Origin of the sequence: Sulfitobacter sp. EhC04 (genome assembly GCF_001650875.1) — a bacterium.
GTDB lineage: Bacteria > Pseudomonadota > Alphaproteobacteria > Rhodobacterales > Rhodobacteraceae > Sulfitobacter.
This window is the reverse complement of record NZ_LXYI01000005.1, coordinates 128,727-155,653: the sequence shown is the minus strand read 5'-3', so window position 1 is coordinate 155,653 and position 26,927 is coordinate 128,727. Positions and strand designations below refer to the sequence as shown.

Annotated in this window: 22 protein-coding genes; 14 read left to right on the top strand and 8 right to left on the bottom strand. The window is 62.8% G+C overall.

All coding sequences use genetic code 11. The features are described from left to right. Positions 1–14: 14 nt before the first annotated feature. The 3 genes from A8B82_RS02660 (at position 15) to A8B82_RS02650 (ending at position 3,489) form a co-directional block, all read left to right on the top strand. Entirely contained in the window at positions 15–2,147 is a 2,133-nt protein-coding gene (locus A8B82_RS02660; protein ID WP_067287881.1) for a malate synthase G, read from the top strand. A 73-nt stretch (positions 2,148–2,220) separates the two neighbouring features. After that, complete coding sequence (locus A8B82_RS02655) at positions 2,221–2,646, top strand: GlcG/HbpS family heme-binding protein (protein WP_067287880.1); 426 nt, start codon at positions 2,221–2,223, stop codon at positions 2,644–2,646. A gap of 66 nt (positions 2,647–2,712) precedes the next feature. Beyond that, a complete protein-coding gene (locus tag A8B82_RS02650; RefSeq protein WP_067287878.1) occupies positions 2,713–3,489 on the top strand; it encodes a gamma-glutamyl-gamma-aminobutyrate hydrolase family protein in 777 nt (258 codons plus the stop codon). A 53-nt stretch (positions 3,490–3,542) separates the two neighbouring features. Here the strand turns inward: A8B82_RS02650 and A8B82_RS02645 are convergent, their stop codons facing one another. Next, complete coding sequence (locus A8B82_RS02645; RefSeq protein WP_067287874.1) at positions 3,543–4,103, bottom strand: REP-associated tyrosine transposase; 561 nt, start codon at positions 4,101–4,103, stop codon at positions 3,543–3,545. Positions 4,104–4,413: 310 nt separating this feature from the next. Here A8B82_RS02645 and A8B82_RS02640 point away from each other — a divergent pair, with 310 nt between their 5' ends. The 5 genes from A8B82_RS02640 (at position 4,414) to A8B82_RS02620 (ending at position 10,215) form a co-directional block, all read left to right on the top strand. Further along, positions 4,414–5,988: a Re/Si-specific NAD(P)(+) transhydrogenase subunit alpha gene (locus tag A8B82_RS02640; RefSeq protein WP_067287872.1), complete on the top strand. Its 1,575-nt coding sequence runs from the start codon at positions 4,414–4,416 to the stop codon at positions 5,986–5,988. A gap of 13 nt (positions 5,989–6,001) precedes the next feature. Next, positions 6,002–7,444 (top strand): NAD(P)(+) transhydrogenase (Re/Si-specific) subunit beta, encoded by a 1,443-nt coding sequence (locus A8B82_RS02635; RefSeq protein WP_067287870.1) that lies wholly within the window; start codon positions 6,002–6,004, stop codon positions 7,442–7,444. A gap of 579 nt (positions 7,445–8,023) precedes the next feature. Further along, a complete protein-coding gene (locus A8B82_RS02630) occupies positions 8,024–8,398 on the top strand; it encodes a MerR family transcriptional regulator (protein ID WP_067287868.1) in 375 nt (124 codons plus the stop codon). Beyond that, positions 8,395–8,775: a carboxymuconolactone decarboxylase family protein gene (locus A8B82_RS02625; RefSeq protein WP_067287866.1), complete on the top strand. Its 381-nt coding sequence runs from the start codon at positions 8,395–8,397 to the stop codon at positions 8,773–8,775. Before A8B82_RS02630 ends, A8B82_RS02625 begins: the two co-directional genes overlap by 4 nt. A 156-nt stretch (positions 8,776–8,931) precedes the next feature. Further along, a complete protein-coding gene (locus A8B82_RS02620) occupies positions 8,932–10,215 on the top strand; it encodes a DUF3422 family protein (protein WP_067287865.1) in 1,284 nt (427 codons plus the stop codon). Here the strand turns inward: A8B82_RS02620 and A8B82_RS02615 are convergent. The 4 genes from A8B82_RS02615 to A8B82_RS02600 all read right to left on the bottom strand — a co-directional run bounded on the left by A8B82_RS02615 (position 10,212) and on the right by A8B82_RS02600 (position 15,424). Further along, a complete protein-coding gene (locus tag A8B82_RS02615) occupies positions 10,212–11,252 on the bottom strand; it encodes a YeeE/YedE family protein (protein WP_067287863.1) in 1,041 nt (346 codons plus the stop codon). The genes A8B82_RS02620 and A8B82_RS02615 overlap by 4 nt on opposite strands. Before the next feature lie 303 nt (positions 11,253–11,555). Further along, positions 11,556–12,554 carry an ABC transporter permease gene (locus A8B82_RS02610; RefSeq protein ID WP_067287858.1) on the bottom strand — a complete coding sequence of 333 codons (999 nt, stop codon included), beginning with the start codon at positions 12,552–12,554 and terminating at the stop codon, positions 11,556–11,558. After that, on the bottom strand, positions 12,547–13,584 hold the full coding sequence (locus tag A8B82_RS02605; RefSeq protein ID WP_067287857.1) for an ABC transporter permease: 1,038 nt from the start codon (positions 13,582–13,584) through the stop codon (positions 12,547–12,549). Before A8B82_RS02605 ends, A8B82_RS02610 begins: the two co-directional genes overlap by 8 nt. 127 nt (positions 13,585–13,711) lie before the next feature. Beyond that, entirely contained in the window at positions 13,712–15,424 is a 1,713-nt protein-coding gene (locus A8B82_RS02600) for a peptide ABC transporter substrate-binding protein (protein WP_067287855.1), read from the bottom strand. 308 nt (positions 15,425–15,732) lie between these two features. On the opposite strand from A8B82_RS02600, the gene A8B82_RS02595 reads away from it, so the two are divergent. From A8B82_RS02595 to A8B82_RS02575, 5 genes are all read left to right on the top strand, one after another. Continuing rightward, positions 15,733–17,565 carry an ABC transporter ATP-binding protein gene (locus tag A8B82_RS02595; RefSeq protein WP_067287853.1) on the top strand — a complete coding sequence of 611 codons (1,833 nt, stop codon included), beginning with the start codon at positions 15,733–15,735 and terminating at the stop codon, positions 17,563–17,565. An 85-nt stretch (positions 17,566–17,650) separates the two neighbouring features. After that, positions 17,651–18,814, top strand: coding sequence for an acetylornithine deacetylase (gene argE / locus A8B82_RS02590; protein ID WP_067287852.1), 1,164 nt, complete (start codon positions 17,651–17,653; stop codon positions 18,812–18,814). 130 nt (positions 18,815–18,944) lie between these two features. After that, positions 18,945–20,288, top strand: a complete 1,344-nt coding sequence (locus A8B82_RS02585) for an NAD(P)/FAD-dependent oxidoreductase (protein WP_067287851.1) — start codon at positions 18,945–18,947, stop codon at positions 20,286–20,288. A 24-nt stretch (positions 20,289–20,312) separates the two neighbouring features. Beyond that, a complete protein-coding gene (locus A8B82_RS02580; protein ID WP_067287849.1) occupies positions 20,313–21,479 on the top strand; it encodes a M20 aminoacylase family protein in 1,167 nt (388 codons plus the stop codon). A 102-nt stretch (positions 21,480–21,581) separates the two neighbouring features. Continuing rightward, a complete protein-coding gene (locus A8B82_RS02575) occupies positions 21,582–22,745 on the top strand; it encodes a M20 aminoacylase family protein (RefSeq protein WP_067287847.1) in 1,164 nt (387 codons plus the stop codon). A gap of 136 nt (positions 22,746–22,881) precedes the next feature. Here the strand turns inward: A8B82_RS02575 and A8B82_RS02570 are convergent, their stop codons facing one another. Genes A8B82_RS02570 through moaA form a run of 3 tightly spaced genes read right to left on the bottom strand, consistent with a single transcriptional unit; the run spans position 22,882 to position 26,210 of the window. Then, entirely contained in the window at positions 22,882–23,916 is a 1,035-nt protein-coding gene (locus A8B82_RS02570; RefSeq protein ID WP_067287846.1) for a glycosyltransferase family 4 protein, read from the bottom strand. Then, positions 23,909–25,195: a 3-deoxy-D-manno-octulosonic acid transferase gene (locus A8B82_RS02565; protein ID WP_067287844.1), complete on the bottom strand. Its 1,287-nt coding sequence runs from the start codon at positions 25,193–25,195 to the stop codon at positions 23,909–23,911. Before A8B82_RS02565 ends, A8B82_RS02570 begins: the two co-directional genes overlap by 8 nt. A 7-nt stretch (positions 25,196–25,202) precedes the next feature. Continuing rightward, the gene (gene moaA / locus A8B82_RS02560) at positions 25,203–26,210 is read right to left on the bottom strand and encodes a GTP 3',8-cyclase MoaA (protein WP_067287842.1); all 1,008 of its coding nucleotides are present in this window, start codon (positions 26,208–26,210) and stop codon (positions 25,203–25,205) included. Between the two features lie 85 nt (positions 26,211–26,295). Here moaA and A8B82_RS02555 point away from each other — a divergent pair, with 85 nt between their 5' ends. After that, a complete protein-coding gene (locus tag A8B82_RS02555) occupies positions 26,296–26,820 on the top strand; it encodes a lipoprotein (RefSeq protein WP_067287841.1) in 525 nt (174 codons plus the stop codon). Positions 26,821–26,927: the final 107 nt, after the last annotated feature.

The following is a 26,927-nucleotide window of genomic DNA, read 5'->3' as shown; positions in this document are numbered from 1 at the left end:
AGGGAGCGCAAGCAATGTCAGACAGGATGAACAAGCACGATTTGCAGGTGGATTCTGCCCTTGTCTCTTTCATCGAGGAGGAAGCCCTTCCGGGCAGCGGTGTGTCGCCTGACACCTTTTGGCAGTGTTTCTCGCGGCTTGTGCATGGGATGGGCGACAAGAACCGCGCGCTTCTGGCTGAGCGGGCGGCGCTTCAGCAGCAGATTGATGATTGGCACATCGCGAACAAGGGCAAGATGCATGATGCCGAAAGCTACCGCAGCTTTTTGACTGATATCGGCTATCTGGTGCCGGAAGGCCCTGATTTCACGATAGAAACCGCCAATGTGGACTCCGAGATCGCAACGGTGCCGGGGCCGCAACTGGTGGTGCCGATCACAAAAGCGCGGTTTGCGCTGAACGCCTGCAACGCGCGCTGGGGCAGCCTTTATGATGCGTTTTACGGCACCGACGCGCTGGGCGATCTGCCTCCGGCGGGTGGCTATGACGCGGCGCGCGGCGCACAGGTGGTGGCGCGGGCCAAGGCGTTTCTGGATGATGCGACACCACTGGCCAGCGGATCGCATGTCGATGTGACAGGCTATGCCGTGGAAGGCGGCGCATTGGTGCCCGCGCTTGCAGATCCTGCGCAATTAGCGGGCTATCGCGGGGAAGCTGCGGCACCCTCTGCCATCTTGCTGCGCAACAACGGGTTGCATGTTGAAATCACGGTCAATGCGGAGCACCCGATCGGCAAGACCGACCCGGCCCATGTGGCCGATGTCCTGCTGGAAAGCGCGGTCTCCACCATCATGGACTGCGAGGACAGCGTGGCGGCAGTGGATGCCGAGGACAAGGTGGGGGCCTATCGCAACTGGCTGGGCCTGATGAAGGGCGATCTGTCGGAGACTTTCGAGAAGAACGGCAAGCCGATGACACGGGTGATGCACCCGGACCGGAGCTATACCGCGCCTGATGGCGGGGAGGTGACGCTGAAAGGTCGCGCGCTGATGTTGGTGCGCAACGTGGGCCATCTGATGACCAACCCGGCGGTGCTGGACCGCGCGGGCCGCGAGGTGGGCGAGGGGCTGATGGATGCCATGACCACCACGCTGATCGCGATGCACGACCTTGCCCGCGAAGGCGGAAATTCGGTGCAGGGGTCGGTCTATGTGGTCAAGCCAAAGATGCACGGCCCGGCAGAGGTCGCCTTTGCGGACGAGATTTTCACTCTGGTTGAAAGCGTGCTGGGATTGCCAGCCCATACCGTGAAGCTGGGCATCATGGACGAGGAACGCCGCACCAGTGCCAACCTCAAGGAATGTATCCGCGCGGCGAAACATCGGGTGGCTTTCATCAACACCGGTTTTCTGGACCGGACCGGCGACGAGATCCATACCTCGATGGAGGCCGGGCCGATGGTGCCCAAGGGCGACATGAAAAACGCTGTCTGGATCGGTACTTATGAGGACCGCAATGTCGATATCGGTCTGGCCTGTGGCTTGCAGGGGCGGGCGCAGATCGGCAAGGGCATGTGGGCGATGCCGGACTTGATGGCGGACATGATCGCGGCCAAGGTGGGCCACCCGATGGCCGGGGCCTCCTGTGCCTGGGTGCCGTCACCGACTGCGGCCACCCTGCATGCGATGCATTATCATCAGGTCGATGTTCTGGCGCGGCAGGATGAGATCCGGGCAGGCGGGCCGCGTGGCACGCTGGCTGATCTGCTGGAGATCCCGGTGATGGAGGGCCGCAACCTGAGCGATGCGGAAATCACCCGCGAGATCGAGAACAATGCCCAGGGGATTCTGGGCTATGTCGTGCGCTGGGTCGATCAGGGGGTTGGCTGTTCCAAGGTGCCGGACATCAACGATGTCGGCCTGATGGAAGACCGCGCCACCTGTCGCATTTCGGCGCAGGCGCTGGCGAACTGGCTGCATCACGGGGTGATCGACGCAGGGCAGGTCATGGCCGGGCTGAAGAAGATGGCCGAGGTGGTGGACCAGCAGAACGCCGGTGATCCGGCCTATCGCCCGATGGCGCCCGGTTTTGACGGCATTGCCTTTCAGGCGGCCTGCGATCTGGTGCTGAAGGGGCGGGAGCAGCCTTCGGGTTATACCGAGCCGGTGTTGCACGCGCGCCGGCTGGAGCTGAAGGCGGCAGGCTGAGCGCGGGTTGAAACCTGCGTGGGGCGCTGCCCCACACCCCGGGAATATTTTTTGCCAAAAAGAGGAGAGGCACGTGGCCATTTCATTGAGAAAAGCACGCACGATCATGCGCAAGGCGTTGGAGAAGGGGCGTGAGATGGAGCTGAAACCGCTCTCTGTGGTGGTGCTGGATGCAGGCGGACATGTGCAGGCATTCGAGCGTGAGGACGGGGCGGCACCGGGGCGTTTTGCGATTGCCCATGGCAAGGCTTACGGCGCGGTGATGCTGGGTATGGCGGGGACCGCGCAGATGAAACGCGCGGAGGATCAGGCCTATTTCATGGCGGCGGTGAACGGGGTCTATGGCGGGCAGGTGATTCCGGTGCCGGGCGGCGTGTTGCTGCGCGACCGCAAGGGGGCGGTGATCGGCGCGGTCGGCGTGACGGGGGATACGTCTGAAAAAGATGCAGAATGTGCCATGGCAGGCATTGCCGCTGCCGGGTTGCAGGGCGAAATCTGACGCAGCGCTTGAGCACGCGGCGGGCATGGCCTATGTTTGTGCAATTGCAGCAATAGTAGGTGACCCATGGCGCGTCCTGTCGTTGGCATTATTGGAAATTCGCACCTGATCAATGATCAGTACAAGGTGCATGCGGGGGGGCAGATGAACACCGATGCGGTGTCTGCGGTTTCTGACTGTGTGCCTGTCATCATTCCCGCCGACCCCAAACACCTGTCGGTCACCGAGTTGATGGAGGTCTGCGACGGGTTTCTGTTCACCGGCGGGCGGCCAAATGTTCACCCCGAGGAATATGGCGAGGCGGCAACCGAGGCGCATGGCGCATTCGACCGCGCGCGCGATGCGATTGTCCTGCCGCTGATCCGGGCCTGCGTGGAGCGCGGACAGCCGTTTTTCGGCGTTTGCCGGGGGTTTCAGGAAGTGAACGTGGCGATGGGGGGCACGCTCTATCCCGAGATCCGCGACCTGCCGGGGCGGATGAACCACCGCATGCCGCCCGACGGCACCATCGAGGAAAAGTTCGAACTGCGCCATGATGTGACCTTTTCCCAGGGCGGCGTCTTTCACAGCTTGATGGGGTCGCAGAAAGTGCGCACCAACACGCTGCACGGGCAGGGGATCAAGACGCCCGGTGCGCGGATCGTGATGGATGGTTTCGCCGATGACGGCACGCCCGAGGCGATCTATGTCAAGGGAGCCTGCGGGTTCACCCTGTCGGTCCAGTGGCATCCGGAATGGAATGCCGGGCAGGACCCGGTGTCGCGCATTCTGTTCCAGGCCTTTGGCGACGCGGTGCGCAGCTGGGCGGCGGGCGAAGTGGCACCTGCGCTGAAAGCAGTCTGAGCCGGGCATGGGGCCGGGTTGTCCGGCGTGTCGGTGCTGGCGGGGCGACCGCCTTATTGCAGAACAAAAACCTGATCTCGTTCAAGGGCCGGTGCGACCAGTGGCGCGGTCGTGCAATGGCCGATGGCGGCAGGTGCGGGCAGGCCGCGTTTGAGGTCGCGGTGCAGCGAGCTATGCGGCCAGTCCTGCGGTCGCGCGACCAGACCTGCTTGCACCGGGGCGATGTGAATCAGATCGCGGTGGCGGTTGAAATCGGCCCTGTCCCGAATTTCGTGTTCCCAGTAGCGGCGTTGCCATATGCCCTTTTCCCCGCGCGCGATCTGCGCTGGCGTGCGATGCGGCGGCATCGGCAGGGCGCGGGAGAAGCGCGACTTCAGCATTCCGATGCGGTTGGGGTAATCGGCGCTGTCCCCCGGCAGGGTCCAGATCGTGTGGATCAGCGCAGGCAACACGGCAATTGCATCAATCCGGAACGGGTGGTGTTTCAGCGTGTGGCGCATGGCGCGGCGCAGGTCGGCGATACGGCGGACCAGTGCATCATCCTGCGGGTTGGCCAGGCGGATGGTGAAGAAGTATGTGCCGCACGTGCGGCGTCTGTGGATGAAATTCGGCATGACAAAGGCTAGGCGCGCGTTGGTTAAGACGGGGTTAAACCCAGTGGCTGGACGCCTTCATGCTGCGCTGCGGAATTTTCTTGCTGTCTTTGGGGTTTCATTGTTGCGTTTCTCTCCGCTCATGTGAAATAAAGTTTCGAAGTCGAATCCGCGTCCGCTGCCTGATAATGAGGCGCTTCAGCGTTTGGTTCCGGCCTGCAGATTACCTGTCGGTTGGTGTTCTACTTGTGGATCAATGGGGCGCGCGGTAAGTGCAAACAAAGCGGGACCACTGCGCGTGCGTCTGCGTGTCCAGAATGGGGGAAGAAGTGTGAAGATCGGTACGCCGAAGGAATTATTCGAGGGTGAGAACCGCGTTGCGATGACGCCTGAGTCAGCACTGCAGTTGCAAAAGCTGGGTCATGATTGCGTGATCGAGAGCGGTGCAGGCATGGCAGCGGGATTTGCCGACGCCGCCTACAAGGATGCGGGCGTCGAGGTGGTCAAGACCGCCGCCGCCCTGTGGAAGGCCGCTGATGTGGTCGCCAAGGTGCGGGTGCCGTCCGACGCGGAAATGAAAAGACTGCGGGACGGGCAGACGCTGATCTCCTTCTTCAGCCCGGTGGCCGATGAAGCCAAGATGAGCCAGGCCGCCGATTTGGGTGCCACTGTTGTCGCGATGGAGATGATCCCGCGCATCAGCCGTGCCCAGAAGATGGATGCGCTGTCTTCAATGGCCAATATCGCGGGTTACCGTGCGGTGATCGAGGCCGGCAACAACTTTGGTCGTTTCTTTACAGGTCAGATCACGGCGGCGGGCAAGGTGCCCCCGGCCAAGGTTCTGGTTGTGGGGGCCGGTGTGGCCGGTCTTGCCGCGATCGGCACGTCCACCTCGCTGGGTGCGATCACCTATGCCTTTGACGTGCGCCCCGAAGTGGCCGAACAGGTCGAGAGCATGGGCGCCGAGTTTGTCTATCTCGATTTCGAGGAAGAACAGCAGGACGGGTCCGCTTCGGGCGGCTATGCCTCTGTTTCCTCACCGGAATTCCGCGAGGCGCAGCTGGCCAAGTTCCGCGAACTGGCCCCCGAAGTGGACATCGTGATCACCACCGCGCTGATCCCGAACCGCGAAGCGCCGGAATTGTGGACCGAGGACATGGTCAAGGCGATGAAGCCGGGATCGGTGATCGTGGACCTTGCGGCGGAAAAGGGCGGCAACTGCAAGCTGACCGTTGCGGACGAAAAGATCGTCACTGACAATGGTGTCACCATCATCGGCTACACCGATTTCCCCAGCCGGATGGCGACCCAGGCCTCGACGCTGTATGCGACCAACATCCGTCACCTGATGACCGATCTGACGCCGGAAAAAGACGGCGTGATCAACCACAACATGGATGACGACGTGATCCGGGGGGCGACGATTGCCCACGGCAAGGCCGTGACCTTCCCGCCGCCACCGCCCAAGGTTGCGGCGATTGCCGCCGCACCGAAAAAGGACAAACCGAAAGAGTTGACCCGCGAGGAGAAGGCGGCGCAGGAACTGGCAGCCTTCAAGACGCAGACCCGCAATCAGGTGAGTTTGCTGGCCATCGGCGGTGCGCTTTTGCTGGCGGTTGGTCTGGTGGCGCCTGCCAGCTTCATGCAGCACTTCATCGTTTTTGTGCTGGCGGTCTTTGTCGGCTTCCAGGTAATCTGGGGCGTTGCGCACAGCCTGCACACGCCGCTGATGGCCGTGACCAACGCGATTTCGTCGATCATCATCCTGGGCGCGCTGATGCAGCTTGGATCAAGCGCGGGCATCGTGGTGATCCTTGCGGCGCTGTCGGTCTTCATGTGTGGCATCAACATCTTTGGTGGCTTCCTCGTGACACGGCGCATGCTCGCCATGTTCCAGAAATCTTAAAGGAGCCAGAGCAATGGAATTTGGTTTTACAACAGCGGCCTATGTTGTCGCGGCTGTCCTGTTCATCCTCTCGCTCGGGGGGCTTTCGGGCCAGGAGAGTGCAAAACGTGCGGTCTGGTACGGCATTGCCGGCATGGGGCTGGCGGTGCTGGCCACGCTGATCGGACCCGGTTCGGGGCTTTGGATCCTGTCGGTGGTTCTGGTGGCTGCCGGTGGGGCCATCGGCTATCAGCTTGCGACGCGGGTACAGATGACGCAGATGCCCGAACTGGTCGCGGCGATGCACAGCCTTGTGGGTCTGGCGGCGGTTTTCGTCGGATTCAACGCACATTTCGAGATCGCGAACGTGCAGGAAACCCTGCTGAACCCCAACTATGACGTCTCGCAGTTCGGCACTTTTGCCGCGCTGATCGCCAAGAAGACGGCGGTCGAGATCAACATCCTTCGGGTGGAGCTGTTCCTGGGCATCTTTATCGGTGCGGTCACCTTTACCGGATCTGTCATTGCCTATGGCAAGCTGGCGGGGCGGGTGAATTCATCGGCGGCGAAACTGCCGGGCGGGCATATCCTGAACGCATCTGCGGCCGGTCTCTCGGTGATCTGCCTGATCTGGTATTTCAGCACCGGCGGGTTCTTTCCGCTGTTTGTCATGACGCTTTGCGCGCTGTTCATCGGGTATCACCTGATCATGGGCATCGGCGGGGCGGACATGCCTGTCGTGGTGTCGATGCTGAACAGCTATTCCGGCTGGGCGGCGGCGGCGATCGGCTTCAGCCTTGGCAACGACCTGCTGATCGTGGTTGGCGCGCTGGTCGGCTCGTCGGGTGCGATCCTGTCCTATATCATGTGCAAGGCGATGAACCGCAGTTTTGTCAGCGTGATCCTGGGCGGCTTTGGCGGTCCGGCGGGCGAGCAGATGGCAGTCGAGGGCGAACAGATCGCCATTGAGGCCGACGGTGTCGCCACGGCGCTGAACGAGGCCGACAGCGTCATCATTATTCCGGGCTACGGGATGGCGGTGGCCCAGGCCCAGCAGGCGGTCAGCGAGCTGGTCAAGAAGCTGCGCGCCCAGGGCAAGAACGTGCGTTTCGCCATTCACCCCGTTGCGGGGCGTCTGCCGGGGCACATGAACGTGCTGCTGGCGGAGGCCAAGGTGCCCTATGACATCGTGATGGAGATGGACGAGATCAACGATGATTTCCCGTCTACGGATGTGGCGATCGTGATCGGGTCCAATGACATCGTGAACCCTGCCGCTCAGGACGATCCCAACAGCCCCATTGCCGGGATGCCGGTGCTGGAATGCTGGAAGGCCAAGACGGTCTTTGTTTCCAAGCGGGGGCAGGGCACAGGCTATTCCGGGATCGAGAACCCGCTGTTCTTCAAGGAGAACACACGGATGTTCTATGGCGATGCGAAGGCCAGCCTGGACAAGCTGCTGCCGCTGATCGACTAGACGATTTTTTCGAAAAAATCGGTCCGGAGGTTTTGAAACCTCCGGCGCAGATTGAAGACACCCCGTTTGATAGAGCGGGGTGTCTTTTCGTCTGGGGGTCCGTTTTCTTCGAAGAAAACGGGTCGGAGTTTTTGAAAACTCCGGTGCAGGCGGATGGCGCCCCGTTCAACCTGACGGGAGCCTCTAGCGTTTGGGATCGCTGCGGGTGCTGCCTTGCAGCGTTTTCTTTGAAGAAAACGGGCCGGAGTTTTTGAAAACTCCGGGGCAGACGGATGGCACCCTGTCCAACCTGACGCGCGCCTCTAGCGTTTGAGATCGCTGCGGGCGCTGCGTTGCAGCGTTTTCTTTGAAAACTCCGGTGCAGCCACACGGCACCCCGTTCAACCTTATGGGTGCCTCCGGCTTTTGAGATCGCAGTGGGCGCTGCCTAGCAGCGTTTTCTTTGAAGAAAACGGGCCGGAGTTTTTGAAAACTCCGGTGCAGGTCGCAAAACCTTACAGCGCCGCCAAAAATTCGCTTGAGCTGGAGTGCACTCCAGCTTGTACAGTCGATTCGTGACCTGGAAAAAGGAACAACGACATGATGATCGGCGAAGTATCCGACCGCACCGGGCTCAGCGTCGACACGCTGCGGTTCTACGAAAAGATCGGCCTGATCGCGCCACCGATGCGCAATGACGCGGGCAGGCGAGTCTATGGAAATGACGTGTTGGGCTGGGTCGGTTTTCTCGAACAGCTTAACGCCACCGGGATGAAACAGGCTGACCGCATCCTTTATGCCAGGCTGCGCCAGCAGGGTGACAGCACCCTGCGCGCCCGGCGCGAGATGCTGGAGGCGCACCGCGCAGTGATCCGGGAGAAACTGCATCTGATGCAGCAGACCATGGCGCTTATGGACCACAAGGTCGCAATTTATGAAACGCTAGAGGCAGAAACGGAGACACCACAGATATGACCGATGCAACCTTGATACGCGGCCGGGCCCATGTGGCTGAAATGAACCCCGGTCTGGAAGCCGCGCTGGCGGGAAAATACGATGACCTGGTTCCAGGCATGTCCGAAAGCCTGATCGACTGGGCTTACGGGCAGCATTACACCCGCGACGGTCTGGACAACCGCACCCGGCAATTGTGCACGGTGGCTGCACTGGTGTCGCTGGGCGGCTGGACCGGCCCGCAGTTGAAGGTCAACATCGAACATACCCTCGCCGCCGGGGCGAACCCGCGCGAGATCGTCGAGGCGATCTGGCAGATGTCGGTCTATGCGGGGATGCCTGCGGCGATCAACGGGCTGAATGCGGCGCTGGAGGTGTTTGACGCGGCCAAGAGCTGACGCTTTACGGAGAGCCGGCTGTGGATTGCGGCCTTTCAGCGGGTTGTCGGTATACATTGGTGTACCGACAACCTGTTGAATAAGTTCACTTTTCTATACCAAAACTGGATAATTCGCCTATGGTCCGTCGAATCGCAACTGCAAGCCGGACCCACCATGGCCCCGATCAAGGACTATCCACAACGTTATGCGCTCACGGGCGAACTGCACGCGCGGCCTTTTCCGTCGCTCAAGGCCCCGGCGACGGCGGCTTTTCTGGCGATCAAACAACCCAGTGATGCGGCATCCCGTGACCGAACTGCGGACTTTGAGCATCTGGCGGCCCTGCTGGATCACTATGGCGCGCCGCGCCCTGATGCCAATGCGACGCATTACTTTGGCGCGATGGGGAAGTACTGGCTGAAGTGGGAGCAGCACACCGAGTTGGTCACATATATGGTGATCCGGGAGGACCTGAGCGCGCGGCCCTTCGATCCTGCGGAATTCGATGTCTTTCCTGACTACTGGTTGAATGATGCGCCCGGCGGACGGATCACCTCGGCGTTGTTGCGGGTCATGGAGCGGCCTCAGGAGGACGAGACCATATCGGCCCACCTGCGCGACTGGTTTGTGCCGGAAAGCCTTGCCGTGGCCTCGGTGCTGGACGGGGCGGCGGTGGTGGCCAGCGATTTCCGCATCGATTCATCGGGCCATCTGCGTATCGCTGTCTTTCCCGACGCCGCCACCGGCAGCCGCCGGATTGGTCGCATTGTGCAGCGGCTTTGCGAGATCGAGCTCTATAAGTCCGCCTCCATGCTGGGCTTTTCCATGGTGCGCGAGGTCGGCCCGCAGTTGAATACGCTGGACACCAAGCTGACCGACCTGATGGCAGAGATGCGCGGGCCGGCGGCGCGGGCCGAAGACACGCTGCATGCGCTGTTGGACATTTCGGTGGACCTTGAGACATTGGCGGCACAATCCGCGTTCCGCTTTGGGGCGACGGGGGCCTATCAGGCGATTGTGGATCAGCGCATAGAGGCGCTGCGCGAGACGCGGTTCATGGGGCGGCAGGGCTTTGCCGAATTCATGATGCGCCGCTACGAGCCTGCGATGCGCACGGTGCAATCGGCAGAGCGGCGGCTGGGCACCATGTCGGCCCGGTCGATCCGCGCTTCTGATCTTTTGCGCACGCGGGTGGATGTGGAACGCTCGGCCCAGAATCAGGCGATCCTGGCCAGCATGGACAAGCGTGCCGATCTGCAACTGCGCCTGCAGCGCACCGTTGAGGGGTTATCGGTGGTGGCGATCAGCTATTACGCGGTGTCGCTGGCGGGATACCTGCTTTATCCGGTTGCCGAGGCGACGAGCCTCAGCAAGGGGGTGCTGACCGCCGCCGTGACCCTGCCGGTTGTGGCGGTGGTTTGGGGGCTCATCCGTCGCCTGCGCAAGCATCTGGATTAGCCTATGACTGGGTGGGCCGCGTCTCTGAGCAGGGCATGGGTCGCCTTGGCCCCCAATGCGATCATCACAATGGCGAGGATGGCGGCGACGGACAGGGTCGGCACGCCGGACAGGCCCGCGCCCAGAGTACAGCCGCCTGCCAGCACGCCGCCGATGCCCATCAGGACCGCGCCCAGCAGGTAGCGCCCGGTCTGGCGCGGCGTCTCGAAGCTTTGCCAGGCGAAGCCGCCAAAGATCAGGCTGGCCAGCAGGGCACCGGCGACAACCCCGCCCAGCAGCCCCACACCGAATCCTGCCGGGATCGAGGTGCTGGCGATGCCCCAGAACAGGGTTTCGGCAGAGGGAGAGGTGAAGGACAGGCTTTCCATCGCGATGGGATCAAAATCGTCGAAGAGGATGAACCCGGTGCCGACCCATGCCAGCGGCACCAGCAGGCCGATAAGCACCGCCAGAGCCAGGTGCAGCGGGCGGTTGCCCGACCGCAGGCCGATGGCCAGTGCAGCCGCCGCGATCAGCCCGGACCAGAGCAGCGGGCCGCCGGGCAGGGCGGCAAGGCTGACGGCTTCTCCCATATTCACCGTGACCTGACCCAAAGCGACGCGAATAGGGGCCAGCACCCCTTTCAGGGTCATATGCGCCACCACGGCAAAGCTGAGCAGGACAAGGGCGGCGCGCAGGTTGCCGGTGCCACTCAGCACCGTCAGCCGCGAGATGCAGCCACGGGTAAGGACCATGCCAGCGCCGAACAGCAGCCCGCCCACTGCAATGGCTAGCACGGGAACCTCGGACACCATGAAACGATGCGCGTCAAAGCTGATCCAGCCCAGCGCGACCGCGCCCTGGGTGCCCAGAACTGCCACGGCAAGTGCCGTGAACCAGACACCGGCGGCGGCGCGGCTGTCCTCTCCGACAAGGGAGCGACGAAAGCAGAATTTGGTGATCTGTGCCAGGATGCCAAAGACAACCCCGATGGCCAGGGCAAAATAGACAACCGCCTGAGGCGCGGTCAGAGTCTCGAAGCCGAATGATTCAAACATCGCCAAAATCCCCCAAGGCGCCCCAAACTGCGCCGGTCATGCAGATAATCTGTCTTGCTTTCAGCATGATTTCCGGCCTGATCCGGCAGGAAATTCGCGAATGTCGGCAAATCCAGAATTATTTCCCATTTGGCGGGGTGCGGGGCAGGGATCAAGCGCCGCTGTGCGGGTCACCACCACATTAGAGGGAATGGTATTCCGGAAAGGGCTTGGGAAACGGGAAATCATTCAGCCCATTGCGCGCCGATGGGGCAACCCGCCCCCGGTCAGGGGCGGGGGCGGTGTCGTGGTCCTTTTTTGCGGTTATCTGCCCCGGATGCGGGGGTCGAGCGCATCGCGCAACCCGTCACCAAGGTAGTTCACGCCCAGCACGGTCAGCGATATCGCGATCCCCGGCAACAGCACCCTTTCGGGGAAATCCTGCATCCGCGGCACCGCGTCGGCCAGCAGCTTGCCCCAGGTGGGGTAGTCTGACGGGAAACCGACGCCAAGAAAGCTGAGCGCGCTTTCGGTGATGATCGCGGTGGCCAGGCCCAGCGTGGCCGAGACCATGATCGGCGAGATCACATTGGGCAGCAGGTGGCGGCGGATGATCTTGCCCGATGTCGTCCCGATGGAGCGGGCGGCAAGGATGAACTCCCGTTCCTTCAGCGCCAGAATGTCGCCGCGCACGATCCGCGCGGTCTGCATCCAGGAGGTCAGCCCGATCACGGAGACGATGAGGATGAACATGCCGCCCTCGGGTCCGAAACGCGAATTCAGCGGCTGTCGGAACAGGGTCACGGCCAGCAGCACCAGCGGCAGGATCGGCAGCGACAGGACCAGATCGGTAAAGCGCATCAGCCAGAAATCGAGCCATTTGAAATAGCCTGCGATCACCCCGACCGCGGTGCCGATCACCAGCGCCAGCCCCATGGCAAGCCAGCCCACGGCCATCGACACCCGCCCGCCAGAGATCATCTGCGCAAGGATGTCGCGGCCCAGTTGATCGGTGCCAAAGGGATGTGCCCAGCCCGCGTTGGCCCCGCTCTCCCAGAGCAGGGTGTAGACGGGACGCCAGTTCTTGTTGCGGATGTCCAGCGCCTTGGGGTCCACATCCCAGATATAGGGGCCGAAAACCACTGCGAAGGTGATAAACAGCAGGAACCCACCGCCAAAGACAGCGCCCTTGTGTTTGCGGAACTGGTCCCAGACGTCGCGCCACTGGCTTCGCGGCGGTTTGGAAGGTTCCTTGTCCATCAGCGCGCCGATGGTTTCGATATCGGCTTCCAGCGGGCTGGCAGGTGTCGCTTGCTCAGTCATAGCGGATCCTCGGGTCAAGCAGACCGTAAAGCACGTCTGCGATGAGGTTGAACAGCACGATCAGGATCGCAAAGATGAAGGTCAGGGTCATTACCATCGGCAGATCGTTGGCAAAAAGCGCGGTCAGCAACAGCTGGCCGATACCGTTCACCTTGAACACGTTCTCGGTGATGATCGCGCCGCCAAAGATCGCGGGCATCCCCAGCGCAATGACCGTGACGACAGGGATCATCGAGTTGCGCAGCACATGAACCATGACCACCACGCCTTCCTTCAGGCCCTTGGCGCGGGCGGTGCGCACGTAGTCCTGATTGAGGTTGTCCAGCATAGCCCCGCGCATGTAGCGGCTGATCTGTGCGGTGGTTTGCAGTGCCAGCACCATCACCGGCATGATCATCTGAAAGAACTGCACCTTGAAGCTGGCCCAGTCGTTGACGACATGGGTGGTGTCATAGATCGAGGGCAGCCAGCCCAGATAGACCGAGAAAATCACGATCAGCAGGGGGCCGGTAAAAAACGGCGGAATGGAAAAGCCGACCATGGTGATGAACGTCCCGGCCTGATCGAACACCGAATAATGCCGGTAGGCAGAATAGATGCCGATCGGAATGGCGATCACGATCCCCACGATATAGCTGAGGCCGACAACCCAGAGGGTCTGCGGCATCCGCTGGGCCACGATGTCCATGACAGGGCTGCGGGTCTGCCAGGAGATCACGCGCAATTCACCATTGTACAGCGATGTGTCCGGCAACCAGCCCAGCAGGGTGCTGGAATTGGTCAGGTAATCGACAAAGACCTTGGGTTCGATCCAGAAGAACTGGACCAGCCACTTGTAGTATTGCACGTACCAGGCCTGCCCCAGGCCAAGCGCCTCGCGCATCTTCTGTTTCACTTCCGGTGGCACGGTCAGCGGAACCTGCGCCATCGGGTCGCCGGGGGCCAGTTGTAACAGGCCGAAAATAACAAGACTGATCAGCAAAAGCGTCGGGATCGACAACAGCAATCGTCGGATGGTGAAGGTCAACATAAGCGCCGCCTTTGCTTATCGTTCTTGGGGAGGAAATGTGGGTCGGATCGGGTTGGGCAACCGCAAACCGCGACGGGACAGCCACCGGATAGGAGCGCGCAATTGCTTGCGCGCCCCACCGGCTACATCATTCCTTGATGCGATACCAATCGGCAATGTTCCACAGTTCGGAATCCCATGTATTCAGGATCACACCGCCCAGCGTGTTGGACGCCGCAGAGACACGGCCACGGTCCACCAGCGGCACGATGGTCATCGTGTCCTTGGTCACCATGTTGTTGAGCTGCTTGGCGATCTCGCCGCGCTTGTCCAGCTCGCCTGTGCGGGACAAATCGTCCAGCAGGGCGTCGTATTCTTCCGAACAGAAGCGGTTGATGTTCTCACCCTGCCACTGGCTGCTTGGCTTGGGTTCGTTGCCGCAGCGGTACGCCGCCAGATAGGCCTGCGGGTCGGTGCCGTCGAAGTTGTTGGCGTACATTTCCACGTCCGCATAGAACTTCTGGAAGGTGTCGGGCGAACCGGGGTCACCGCCAAAGAACACGGAAGCATCGAGGTTGCGCAACTCGGTTTCGACACCGATCTGGCTCCACCAATCCTTGATCAGCGCCTGAAAGTCCTGACGCACGGCGTTGGTCGATGTCTGATAGAGCAGGGACAGTTTCTTGCCGTCCTTGTCGCGCACGCCGTCACCATCGGTGTCGGTCCAGCCGGCTTCTTCCAGCAGCGCCTTGGCCCCATCAATGTCCTGCGTCAGACATTCGGTGTTGTCAGAGGCATAAAGCGCCGGTGCGGGCACCAGGTTGCAGGTCGGGCGACCGGCCTGGCCATAGCCCACTTCGACCAGCAGTTCGCGGTCGATGGCCATGGACAGCGCCTTGCGCACCTTGAAATCCGACAGGATCGGGTGCGGATGCGCCACGGTGGAGCGTTCACCCTCTGCCAGATCAGGCGAAGGATCGGTCAGGTTCATCTCAAGCCGTTCGACCAGCGTACCAAAGGCCGAGATCGGCTTGCCCTTGCCCGCTTCGGCCATCTTGGCCAGTACGTCGGGGGCCAGTTGCATGTTCCAGGCATAGTCGTATTCGCCTGTTTCCATGACGGCACGACCCGCCGCGACGGCATCGCCGCCACCCTTGAAGGTCACTGTCGCAAAGGCAGGCTTGCTTGGGTCGCGGTAATTCGGGTTGGCTTCCAGCTGGATCACGTCGTTGGGACGGAAGTCTGTCACCATGAAGGGACCGGTGCCGATCGGGTTGAAGTTGGCCTCGGTGCACTCGGGTGCCTTGGCACCAAGGCAATCGGCGAACTGGGCTGCCTGAATGATGGGCGATTGCGCGCCCATGAAGGGGCCATAGGGGTTTGGCTTGGCTTCGGTGAAGTTCACCGTCAGCGTCAGGTCGTCGATGATCTCGATGGTGTCGACGCCATCGAACTTCGCACCCTGTGCACAGCCGCCTTCGGGATGCATGCAGTATTCGGCGGTGAATTTCACATCAGCCGATGTCACCGGTGTGCCGTCGGACCACAGCAGACCCTCTTTCAGCTTCCAGGTGATGGATTTCAGGTCTTCGCTGACGCCGCCGTTTTCGACGGTGGGGATTTCGGTCGCGAGAAACGGCACCAGAGCGCCGGTTTCGTCGTAGCGGCCCAGCGGTTCGATCACGAGGCTGGCCGCCTCAAGATCCTTTGTGCCGCCGGACAGATAGGGGGTCATGATGGAGGGGGCCTGCCAATAGATGATCTTGACCTCGCCGTCCCTGCCGCGCTCGCCCTCGGCCAGCGCGAGTGGTGCAAAGGCCGTTGTGGCGATTGCACCCATCAGTATGGTTCTCAGTTTCATATTATACTCCTTGTTGGACGCTTTGGTGCGCCGCGTTCTGCAACGGGGTTGTACCCGTCTTGTCTTGCCACCCGAAGGCCGGATTAACTTTGGTCCCTAACCTTGCGTAAACTTGGAAAAATACCAAAAAAGTGCGGACCCGCCCGCCGGAGCGCATGCGCAGTATCGAAACAGTTTTTCGCAGAAATGCAAGCCCAGAGATTTGCCGAATGCAATTTCAACCCTGTTCGGGCGACAGTGGTTTGACGCAGGTTCGGATTGGCCGTAGCGTTTGCCAACTGCATTCGCGGATCTCACCGGGGGAAGTCATGCTGGATTACTCAAGCGCGGCACCGATAGCGCAAATCAAGGGCTTACGTGTCGAATTTCAAACCAAGGACGGTCCGGTTGTAGGGGTCGAAGATGTCAGTTTTGACATCAAACCCGGCGAAACCGTCTGTGTTGTGGGCGAATCCGGTTCCGGGAAATCGGTGTCCTCGCTGTCGCTGATGCGCCTGATCGAATATGGCGGCGGCGAAATCGCGGGTGGTCGCCTGCTTTTTAATCGCTCGGAGGGAGGGGAAATCGACCTCGCCCAGACCGATCAGGCCCTGATGCGCCGCATCCGGGGCAATGAGATCGGGATGATCTTTCAAGAACCGATGACCGCGCTGAACCCGGTTTTCACGGTCGGCCGCCAGATGACCGAAGGGCTGCGCCTGCACAAGCACCTCAGCAAGGCGCAGGCGGAAGAACGCGCGCTGGCGCTGCTGAAACAGGTCCGCATCCCGGAGCCGGAGCGGCGGTTGAAACAATATCCGCACGAGCTGTCGGGCGGCATGCGCCAGCGCGTGGTGATCGCGATGGCGCTGGCCTGCGAGCCGCGCCTGCTGATCGCGGATGAGCCGACCACGGCGCTGGATGTGACGATTCAGGCAGAGATTCTGGCCCTGATGGACCGCCTCAAGCGCGAGACCGGCACGGCGGTGATGTTCATTACCCATGACATGGCGGTGGTGGCCCAGATGGCGGACCGCGTGGTGGTGATGTTCCGCGGTCTCAAGGTCGAGGAGGGCCCCGTCGAGGAGATATTCGAAAACCCCAAGCACGCCTATACCAAGGCGCTGCTGGCGGCTGTGCCCAAACTGGGCGAGATGACCGGCAAGGCCTATCCCGAGCCGATGAAGCTGTTGGGCACCAGGGGCCAGGAGATCAAGCCGATCAAGGGCACCAACGAGACCCTGCTGACGGTCAGGAACCTGACCACGCGGTTTGCGGTCACAGGTGGGTTCCTGCGCCGCACGGTGGCCAATGTTCATGCGGTGGAGGATCTGTCGTTCAGCATCAACAAGGGGCAGACCCTGAGCCTGGTGGGGGAATCGGGCTGCGGGAAATCCACGGCGGGCCGGTCGATTCTGCGGCTGGTGGAGCCGCTGTCGGGCGAGATCAACATTGACGGCAAGGACATCATGGCGCTGAACCAGCGCGATCTGCGTACCGCGCGGCTGGACATGCAGATGATCTTTCAGGATCCTTTCGCCTCGCTCAACCCGCAGATGCAGCTTGCCGATCAGGTGGCGGAGCCGATCCACAACTTCAGAACGCTCAAGGGGGCCGATGTCGGCAAACGGGTCGAGATGCTGTTCGACCGGGTCGAACTGCCACGCAGCTTCATGCGCCGTTTCCCCCATGAATTGTCGGGCGGGCAACGCCAGCGGGTCGCGATTGCCCGTGCGCTGGCGCTGAACCCAAAGCTGATCATCGCCGATGAGGCGGTCAGCGCGCTGGATGTGAGCGTTCAGGCGCAGGTGCTGAACCTGATGATGGAATTGCAGGCCGAACTGGGGCTGTCGTTCCTGTTCATCAGCCATGACATGGCGGTGGTCGAACGGGTCAGCCATCAGGTCGGCGTGATGTACCTGGGGCGCATCGTGGAACTGGGGCCGCGCAGCAGCGTTTTCGAAAATCCGCAGCATCCCTATACCCAGGCCCTGATGAAGGCCGTGCCGGTGGCGGACCCGCGCCAGCGCAAGAAGGAGAGCGAGCTGAATTTCAAACCGATCCCGTCGCCGATCCATTCGGTCGATTACGTCGCGGGCCCGTCTGAGTACAGGGAAGTCGAGCCGGGGCATCTGGTGCTGACCAGCGACAGCGGCTATTGACGGTGGGGGTCCGGGTGCCGAAATTTTGGAAAATTTCGGTCCGTTTTCTTCGAAGAAAACGGGCCCCTTAGCAGATGGAGCCGTAATGACCGACCGCATGACCCCGTTTCAGCTGATGGAGAAACTGATCAGCTTTCCGACCGTCAGCCGCGACACCAATATTCCGCTGATTGACTGGGTGGCGGATTACCTCGGCAGCCACGGCATCGAAACCCACCGCTACATCGACCCCGAACAGCCCAAGCACGCGCTTTTTGCCCATGTGGGCCCGTGGGAAGAGGGCGCGGTGGTCCTGTCCGGGCACACCGACGTGGTGCCGATCGACGGGCAGCCCTGGGACAGTGACCCGTTCACCGTGGTCGAAAAGGACGGCAAATACTTTGGCCGTGGCACCTGCGACATGAAGGGATTCGACGCGCTCGCGCTCTGGGCGCTGGTGGAGGCGAAATATGCCGGTGTCACCCGGCCTTTGCAGGTGGCGCTGAGTTTCGACGAAGAGGTCGGCTGTACCGGCGCGCCGCCGATGATCGCGGCGATGCAGCCGGTGCTGCCCAAGGGCTCTGCCGTGATCGTGGGTGAGCCATCAAGTTTGCAGGCTGTGACCGGGCACAAGGGTGGCATCGGTTTTGACACCCATCTGATCGGCTTCGAGGTCCATTCCTCGATGCTGCACAAGGGTGTGAATGCGATCATGGCCGGTGCCAAGCTGATCGAATGGGCCAATGAAATGAACACCGAAAACATGGCCTCCAAACCCACGGCGCTGGCCGCGATGTTCGATCCGCCCTTCACCACCTTGCATGTGGGTGTGATCTCGGGGGGGACGGCGCATAACATCACCGCCAAGGACTGCAACTTTGCGATGGATTTCCGCGTGGTCCCCGGCGAGGACAAGGATGCCTGGGCCACCGCCTATCTCAAGAAGGTGCGCACGGTGGAAAAGCAGATGCAATCGGTGGTGCCGGAGGCGCGGATCGACATTTCCGAGCGTTTCGACGTGCCTGCATTGCAGCCCGAGGAAGAGGGTGCCGCCGAGACGCTGGTGCGCCAGATCACCGGCGACAATGCCAGTCACAAGGTCAGCTATGGCACCGAGGCCGGGCAGTTCCAGGCGGCGGGCTATTCCGCCGTGATCTGCGGGCCGGGCAGCATCGACCAGGCCCATCAGCCCAATGAATTCATCGAGGTCAGCCAGTTCGAGGCGGGCCATGATTTCATGAAGAAGCTGGTAGCGCGTCTGGGGGCCTGATGCAGCTTAGGGATGAATGCCGGGGTAAGAGATCATCCTTGCCGTGGCGATCTGTGGCGGCCTTCGTTCCGAGTATTTCTGGCATAAAGAAGTGGGGCCTGCGCCCTGTTCCGGGACGGGGGCACCTGAATTGAGCGGGTTTCCGATCACGCTGGACAATCGGGCGGTCTATCCCGGACCGCCGCCATCGCAGACCGATGTGGTGGTGATCGGTGGCGGCGTCATCGGGGTCTGCACCGCGCTTTATCTGGCGCGCGCCGGGCGCCGCGTCACCCTGTTGGAAAAGGGACGCATCGCGGGCGAGCAATCCTCGCGCAACTGGGGCTGGATACGCCAGCAGGGCCGCGACCCTGCGGAATTGCCGATCATGATCGAGGCGCTGCGGCTGTGGCGCGAACTGGCTGACGAGGCCGATATGGATATCGGATTGCGCCAGACCGGGGTGACCTATCTTGCCGACAACGCCCGGCAGATGGCGGGTTATGAGGCCTGGGCCGGGATCGCGACGGCACATGGGGTGGACACGCGGATGCTGGACCCCGGCGCGGTGGCGGCGATGTTTCCGGGGCTTGCGCGGCGTTATGCCGGGGCAATGACCACGCCCTCCGACATGCGGGCCGAGCCCTGGCTGGCGGTGCCGGCACTGGCGCGCATTGCCGCGCGCGCAGGCGTGCGAATCGTGGAGGGCTGCGCGGTGCGTCGGCTGGACGTCGCGGCGGGGCGGATCACCGGGGTTTTTACCGAAGCCGGGCGCATCACCTGCGCACAGGTGGTTCTGGCAGGCGGGGCCTGGTCGGCCTTGTTCCTGCGCAATCACGGCATTTCCCTGCCGCAACTTTCGGTGCGCGAGACGGTGGTGGCGACCGCCCCGATCGCGGATGTTCATGCCGGGGCCGCAGCGGACAAACGGCTGGCTTTCCGGCGGCGTGCGGATGGTGGCTATACGCTGGCGGCGGGCGGTGTGGCGGAACTGTTCATCGGGCCGGATGCTTTTCGCGCATTGCCGCATTACCTGCCGCAGTTGCGTGCGGCCCCCTTCGATCAGACCTATCGCCCGGCCGCGCCGCGCGGTTTTCCCGATGGCTGGCGCACGCCGCGCCGCTGGGGGGCAGAGGATCAAAGCCCGTTTGAGCGGATGCGGATACTGAACCCCGCGCCGAACGCCCGGCTGGTGGCGCGGGTCCGGCGCGATTTCGCGGCTCTGTATCCGGGTCTGGGGCCGGTCACGGTCAAGGCGGCCTGGGCAGGGATGATCGACACCATGCCCGATGTTGTCCCGGTGCTGGACCGCAGCCCCGACATAGAGGGGCTGGTGATCGGCACCGGCATGTCAGGCCATGGATTTGGGATCGGGCCGGGGGCGGGGCGTTGCCTGGCCGCTCTGGTCATGGGGGACGAGGTGGGCCATGATCTGACCAGATTCCGCGCCAGCCGATTCACCGATGGAAGCCCGATCCGGCTGCCGCCTCTCTGACACACTTCATGCGAAGGACATTTCATGCCTATCAAGAATCGTTTTGCCGAGACCCATGCCGAGATTACCGCCTGGCGCAGGCATCTGCATGAAAATCCGGAACTGCTGTTCGATGTGCATGAGACGGTGAAATTCGTCGAGGAGAAGCTGCGCAGTTTTGGCATCACGGATATCACCACTGGCATCGGCAGGACCGGGCTTGTGGCGGTGATCGAGGGGCGCACGAACACCTCCGGGCGGACGCTGGGGCTGCGGGCGGATATGGATGCGCTGCCGATCACCGAGGCGACGGGGCTGGACTATGCGTCGAAGGTGCCGGGAAAGATGCATGCCTGCGGTCATGACGGGCATACCGCGATGCTGCTGGGCGCGGCGCAATATCTGGCCGAGACACGCAATTTCGATGGCCGCTGTGTGCTGATCTTTCAGCCCGCCGAAGAGGGCGGCGGCGGCGGCAACGAGATGGTCAAGGACGGCCTGATGGACCGTTGGGGTGTGCAGGAAGTTTACGGCATGCACAACATGCCGTTCTTTCCGGCGGGTGAATTCGCGATCCGTCACGGGGCGCTGCTGGCGGCGGCGGATGAATTCGAGGTCATTATCGAAGGGCGCGGCAGCCATGCGGCGGCCCCGCATAACGGCGCGGACAGCAACCTTGCGGCGGCGCATGTGGTGGTGGCGCTGCAAAGCATTGCCTCGCGCAACGTGGACCCGGTGAAACAGGTGGTCGTGTCCGTCACCACGGTCCAAAGCGACACCGACAGCCACAACATCCTGCCTCAGTCCGTGCGGCTTCGGGGCACGGTGCGCACGCTCGACGAAGAAGTGCGCAACCTCGCCGAAGCGCGGTTTCACGAGGTGGTGACCCATACCGCAGCGGCCTATCAGTGCAAGGCAGGGATCACTTATACGCGCGGCTACCCGGTGACGGTCAACCACCCCGACCAGACCGATTTTGCCGCCGACATGGCCGACAAGGTGGCCCCCGGCGTGCTGCGCGACCTGCCGCCGGTGATGGCGGGCGAGGATTTTTCCTACATGCTGAACGCGCGGCCCGGTGCCTATATGATGATCGGCAACGGCGACAGCGCATCGCTGCACCACCCGGAATACGACTTCAACGACGAAGCGATTCCGGCGGGTTGTACGTGGTTTGCCGAACTGGTGGAAACCCGGATGCCGGTGGGATAGACCAAGGCGAAAGGTGGGCGGATCGCCCATCTGCCGGACATTTTGCAGGCAGCCGACTCTTCGAGGCGGCCCCGTGCCCCAAACCATCGAAAAGGATACCCGATGCCCGTCAAGAACCGCTTTGCCGAACTGCATGATGACATCACCGCCTGGCGGCGTGATCTGCATGAACACCCCGAAATCCTGTTCGAGACGCATCGCACCTCGGCCACGGTCGCTGAAAAGCTGCGCGGCTTTGGCTGTGACGAGGTGGTCGAGGGGATCGGCCGCACCGGGGTGGTGGGCGTGATCAAGGGCAAGTCCACCGCATCGGGCAAGGTGATCGGGCTGCGCGCCGACATGGACGCGCTGCCGATTCACGAGCAGACGGGGCTCGACTATGCCTCCAAGACAGCGAATGCGATGCATGCCTGCGGCCATGACGGCCATACCGCGATGCTGCTGGGGGCAGCGCAATATCTGGCGGAAACGCGCAATTTCGACGGTACGGCGGTGGTGATCTTTCAGCCCGCCGAAGAGGGCGGCGGCGGTGGCAAGGTCATGTGCGATGACGGCATGATGGAGCGCTGGGGCATTCAGGAGGTCTATGGCATGCACAATTGGCCCGGCATGCCCACCGGCAGTTTCGGCATTCGCACCGGTCCGTTCTTTGCCGCGACCGATCTGCTGGAGATCGAGGTCGAGGGCCTGGGCGGCCATGCGGCCAAGCCGCAAGAGACGATTGATACCGGGGTGGTGACGGCGCATATCATTACCGCGTTGCAGACCATTGTCAGCCGCAATGCGGACCCCATCGGCAATATCGTGGTGTCGATCACGTCCATTGAATCCTCCTCCAAGGCGTTCAACGTGATCCCGCAGCGGGTGAACCTGATGGGAACCGTGCGCACCCTGAGCAACGATCTTCGCGATCTGGCAGAAAAGCGCGTGACCGAGATTTGCGAAGGGATCGCGGCAACGTTCGGGGCCGTGGCGCGGGTGAACTACAAGCGCAACTATCCGGTGATGGTGAACCACCCCGAGCAGACCGACTTTGCCGCCGATGTGGCGCGCAGCGTGTCTGGCCAATGCGACGAGGCACCGCTGGTCATGGGGGGGGAGGATTTCGCCTTTATGCTGGAGGAACGGCCAGGGGCCTACATCCTTGTCGGCAATGGCGAGGGCGCGATGGTGCATCACCCGATGTACAACTTCAACGACGAGGCGATCCCGGCGGGATGCAGCTGGTGGGCGGGCGTTGTCGAACAGCGGATGCCTGCGGCCTGATCATTTGCGCGGGGCGGGCCGGGATCCGTCCCGTTTCGCGTGACCCGGGTGGTGCGCGCCGCGCAGGCGTTTTTCTGGAGTATTTTTGGCATAAAGAAGCGGGGGATGCGCCAGGAAGCCAACCGGAGCGCCCGTGTCAGCCCTGCCAGAGCGATTGATAGACCGCATCTATACCATCGGCTTCGGCGCGGGCGCTGAACCGGGTCAGGGCCGTTTGGCGGGCGGCCTCTGCAATGTCATCGGTTCGGTCAAGCAGGGCCGCTGCGGCGGCGCTGGCGGCTTCGGCATTGTCGAGGGGCACAATTGTGCCGGTGCGGCCCGCATCGGAAAAGCTGCGGTAATAACCAGCCTCGCTGCCCACGAAGGGGGTGCCGCTGGCCATCCCTTCGAGCGGGACCATGCCATAGCCTTCGTAGCGGGGCAGTTGCATGACCAGCGACAGGGCGCGCATCAGGGCGGGCAGGTCGGGGGCCGGGATTTCACCGACAAAGCGCAGGCGATCTGTCAGCCCCGCCGCCGTGACTTTGTTCCTGAGACTGGACAGAAAGCTCTCGAACTTGCCGCCCGCGCGCCCGACAACAAGGGCGGTGACATCCGGATGATCGGGCAGGAAACGCAGCATTGCCTCGACAAAGACATCTGTTCCCTTTTCGGGGCGGATGCGCCCCACGGTGGCGATCCCGCGCCTGCCGCCGAACCCCAGGGCGCGCCATGCGGCGGCGCGGTCCGGTGCCGGGGTGAACAGATCGGTATCGACCCCGTGCGGCACAACGGCGCGGACATGGGGGACAAATCCGGCGGCCTTGTCGGTGGTGGCGATGACCGCATCCATGCGGCTGATCAGCCAGCGCGGATAGGCGGAATGCAACCGCTGTGCCGCAGAGGTAAAGACGATGCGGATCGGCGCGCGGCGGACATCGCGCAGCCAGATCGCGCTGCGCATCTCGGGGTTGCGGCGGACGTGCCAGATCGCGAAAGGGTGGTTTTCCGGCGGGCCGATGCGGCTGGCTAGATGGGCCTGTGCCGGGGACAGCGGCACCGGGCAGCCGGGCAGGGGCTGGCCCACCAGCGCAAGCTCGTAACGCGTCATCTGCTGCCGGATCACATTGGCCGCTGTTGCCGAGACGCCGGTGAAGTTGGGATTGTAGTTGGTGACAAAAAGCTCAGGCATCGGGGCCAAGCTCCAGCGCCTTGACCAGCCGCGCGGTGATGCTGTCGAGCAGGTCGGTCTGGTCGCGGGCATAGGCAGCGGCGGCGGCCCTGGCCTTTTGCAGGGCGTCCTTGTCGGCCAGCAGGTCTGCAACTCGGTGGGCCAGGTCGTCGCCATCCGCGATCAGCCGCGCCGCGCCGCGTGTTTCCATCACCGCATAGGTTTCCGCAAAATTGGTGACATGGGTGCCGGACAGGACCATGGCACCTGCCTGTGCCACTTCGAACGGATTATGCCCGCCGATGGGCCGCAGGGAACCGCCGAGAAAGACGATATCGCCAAGGGCATACCATGTGCCCAGCTCGCCCATGGTGTCGGCTAGGAAAACCTGCCCCCCCGGCATGTCGCCGCGGGTGCGGCGGGTCAGGCTGAGGCCCGCGCCCGCGATCAGGTTCATCACCTCCTGACCGCGTTCAGGATGGCGCGGGGCCAGGATCAGGCAGAGGTCGGGCCAGCGGTGCAGCAGGTTTTGGTGCGCGGCCAGCACCGCCTGTTCCTCGCCCGGATGGGTGGAAGAGGCGATCCAGACCGGGCGGCGGCCAAGGGCGGCGCGGGCCTCGAACAGGGTGTCCTCGTCCTGGGGCAGCGGGCCTGCCATCGACTTGAGATTGATGCCGCGGGCGACCCGGTCGGGGGGCGCGTTGATTTCGACCATGGCCTTTGCCATCGCGTCATTCTGGGTCAGGATCAAGTCGAAGACCGAGAACAGATAGCGGGCGGTTTTTGGAAACCTGCGCCAGTTGGCGATTGATTTGGCCGAAAGGCGGGCGTTGACCAGCGCCATCCGCGCGCCCTGGGCGCGGGTGCGGCGCAGCATCTGCGGCCAAAGCTCGCTTTCCACAAAGATCGCCGCATCGGGCCGCCAGTGACGCAGAAACCGGCGCAGGGGGCCGGGCGCGTCCAGCGGCGCGAACTGGTGCACGCAGCGCGGCGGCAAACGGCGCGCCACCAGCGCGGCGGATGTGGCGGTGCCGGAGGTGATCAGGAACTGCGCCTGCGGCAGGGCCACACCCATGCGGGTGATCAGGGCGAGCACGGACAGGGTTTCGCCAACGGAAGCCCCGTGAAACCAGATCAGCGGCGCGTCAGGATCGCGCGGTTCGGTGGCATGGCCCAGTTTTTCATGGCAGCGCACCACCGGTACGCCCGCGCGGCGCAGCTTGCGGGTGACAGCCCAAGCGGCAAAGGGCACCAGCAGCATGCTGGCCCCCACCCAGGCGCGGTAGAGCAAGGGGGCCATGCCGGGCTCAGCCGCCGGTGTGGCTCATGTGCCGGGGCATCTGGCCGTCGAGCTGCTGGCGGGAATAGTCGAAATCATGGCCCTTTGGCTTGCGGTCGATGGCCGCGCGGATTGCCGCCTCAAGCGGGGCGTCATCGGAGGGATTGGCGCGCAGGGGCGCGCGCAGGTCGGCCACGTCTTCCTGACCGAGACACATGTAAATCTCGCCGGTGCAGGTGATGCGCACGCGGTTGCAGCTTTCGCAGAAGTTGTGGGAAAGCGGGGTGATGAAGCCGATTTTCTGACCCGTTTCCTCAAGCCGGACATAGCGGGCGGGGCCGCCCGAACGCTCTGCCAGATCGGTGACGGTGTAATGTTCCGCATAGCGGGCGCGGACGTCCTTGAGGGACCAGTACTGGCCCAGGCGGTCCTCGTTGCCCAGATCGCCCATCGGCATGACTTCGATCCAGGTCAGGTCCATGTCACGTTCGGCGCACCAGCGGGTGATGGTGGGCAGTTCTTCCTCGTTGAAGCCTTTCAGCGCCACCGCGTTGATCTTGACCCGCAGGCCCGCCTTTTGCGCTGCATCGACGCCGCGCAGCACCTGGGGCAGGCGGCCCCAGCGGGTGATATCGGCGAATTTGGCATCATCCAGCGTGTCGAGGGAGATGTTCACCCGGCGCACACCGGCGGCATAGAGATCATCCGCGAAACGTTCCAGCTGGCTGCCATTGGTGGTCAGGGTCAGCTCCTTGAGCCTGCCTGTGTCCAGATGGCGGGTCATGCTGTCAAAGAAAGTCATTATGCCCTTGCGCACCAGCGGCTCACCCCCGGTGATGCGCAGCTTTTGCACGCCAAGGCCCACGAAGGTGGAGCAGAGCCTGTCCAGTTCCTCAAGCGTCAGCAATTCCTTCTTGGGCAGGAAGGTCATGTTCTCTGACATGCAGTAGACGCAGCGGAAATCGCAGCGGTCCGTGACAGAGACGCGCAGGTAGGTGATGGCGCGGGCGAATGGGTCGATCAATGGAGCATTCATGTCTCATAGGTAATAGCCCGCCGGAAAGCCCGCAAGCGGCATTTCTCAGATTGATGTGGGGCCGGGCGGGCGGTAGCCTGCGGTCATGAAAAGAATTCTGATACTGACAGTGCTGGTTCTGGGCGTGGCGGGCTGCGCCGCGGTGACAGAGCGTTTTGGCCTCGGGCGCAAGGCGGGCGCGCCTGTGCAGGAGGGGCCGATTGATCCCTTTGTCTCGTCTGATACGGACGAGATACCGACGCTTGACCTTGCCACGGCGGCCCCGCCGCCACCGCCCGCCGCGCGCTCGGCCGAGGCGCTGGACACCACGACACCGGAACAGCGTGCCGCGGCGGCTGTGCCTGCGGCGGCCGGAGGAGGGGTGCTGGGCACAACGGTGGCGTCCCTGGGGGATCCGACCCAGCCGGGGTTGTGGTTGAAGACACCCCTGGTCGAGGCGGAGGCGAAAGGGCGGGTGATCAACCCGGCGACGGGGAAATCCTCGGCGGTGACACTGCTTCCGCTGGGCGGTGCCGCGACGGCGGGCAGCCAGATGTCGCTGTCGGCGCTGCGTCTGATCGGTGCCTCGCTGACGGAACTGACAGAGGTCGAGGTGGCGCTGGAGGGCTAAAGCGCCCCGCCTTAAACTTGAATCGCCGATACCCTGCCGCGCTTCGCGCTCTTGGGACATCGGCGATACTGAGTGTATCATGTTAAAGGCGGGACGCTGTGGCGTGA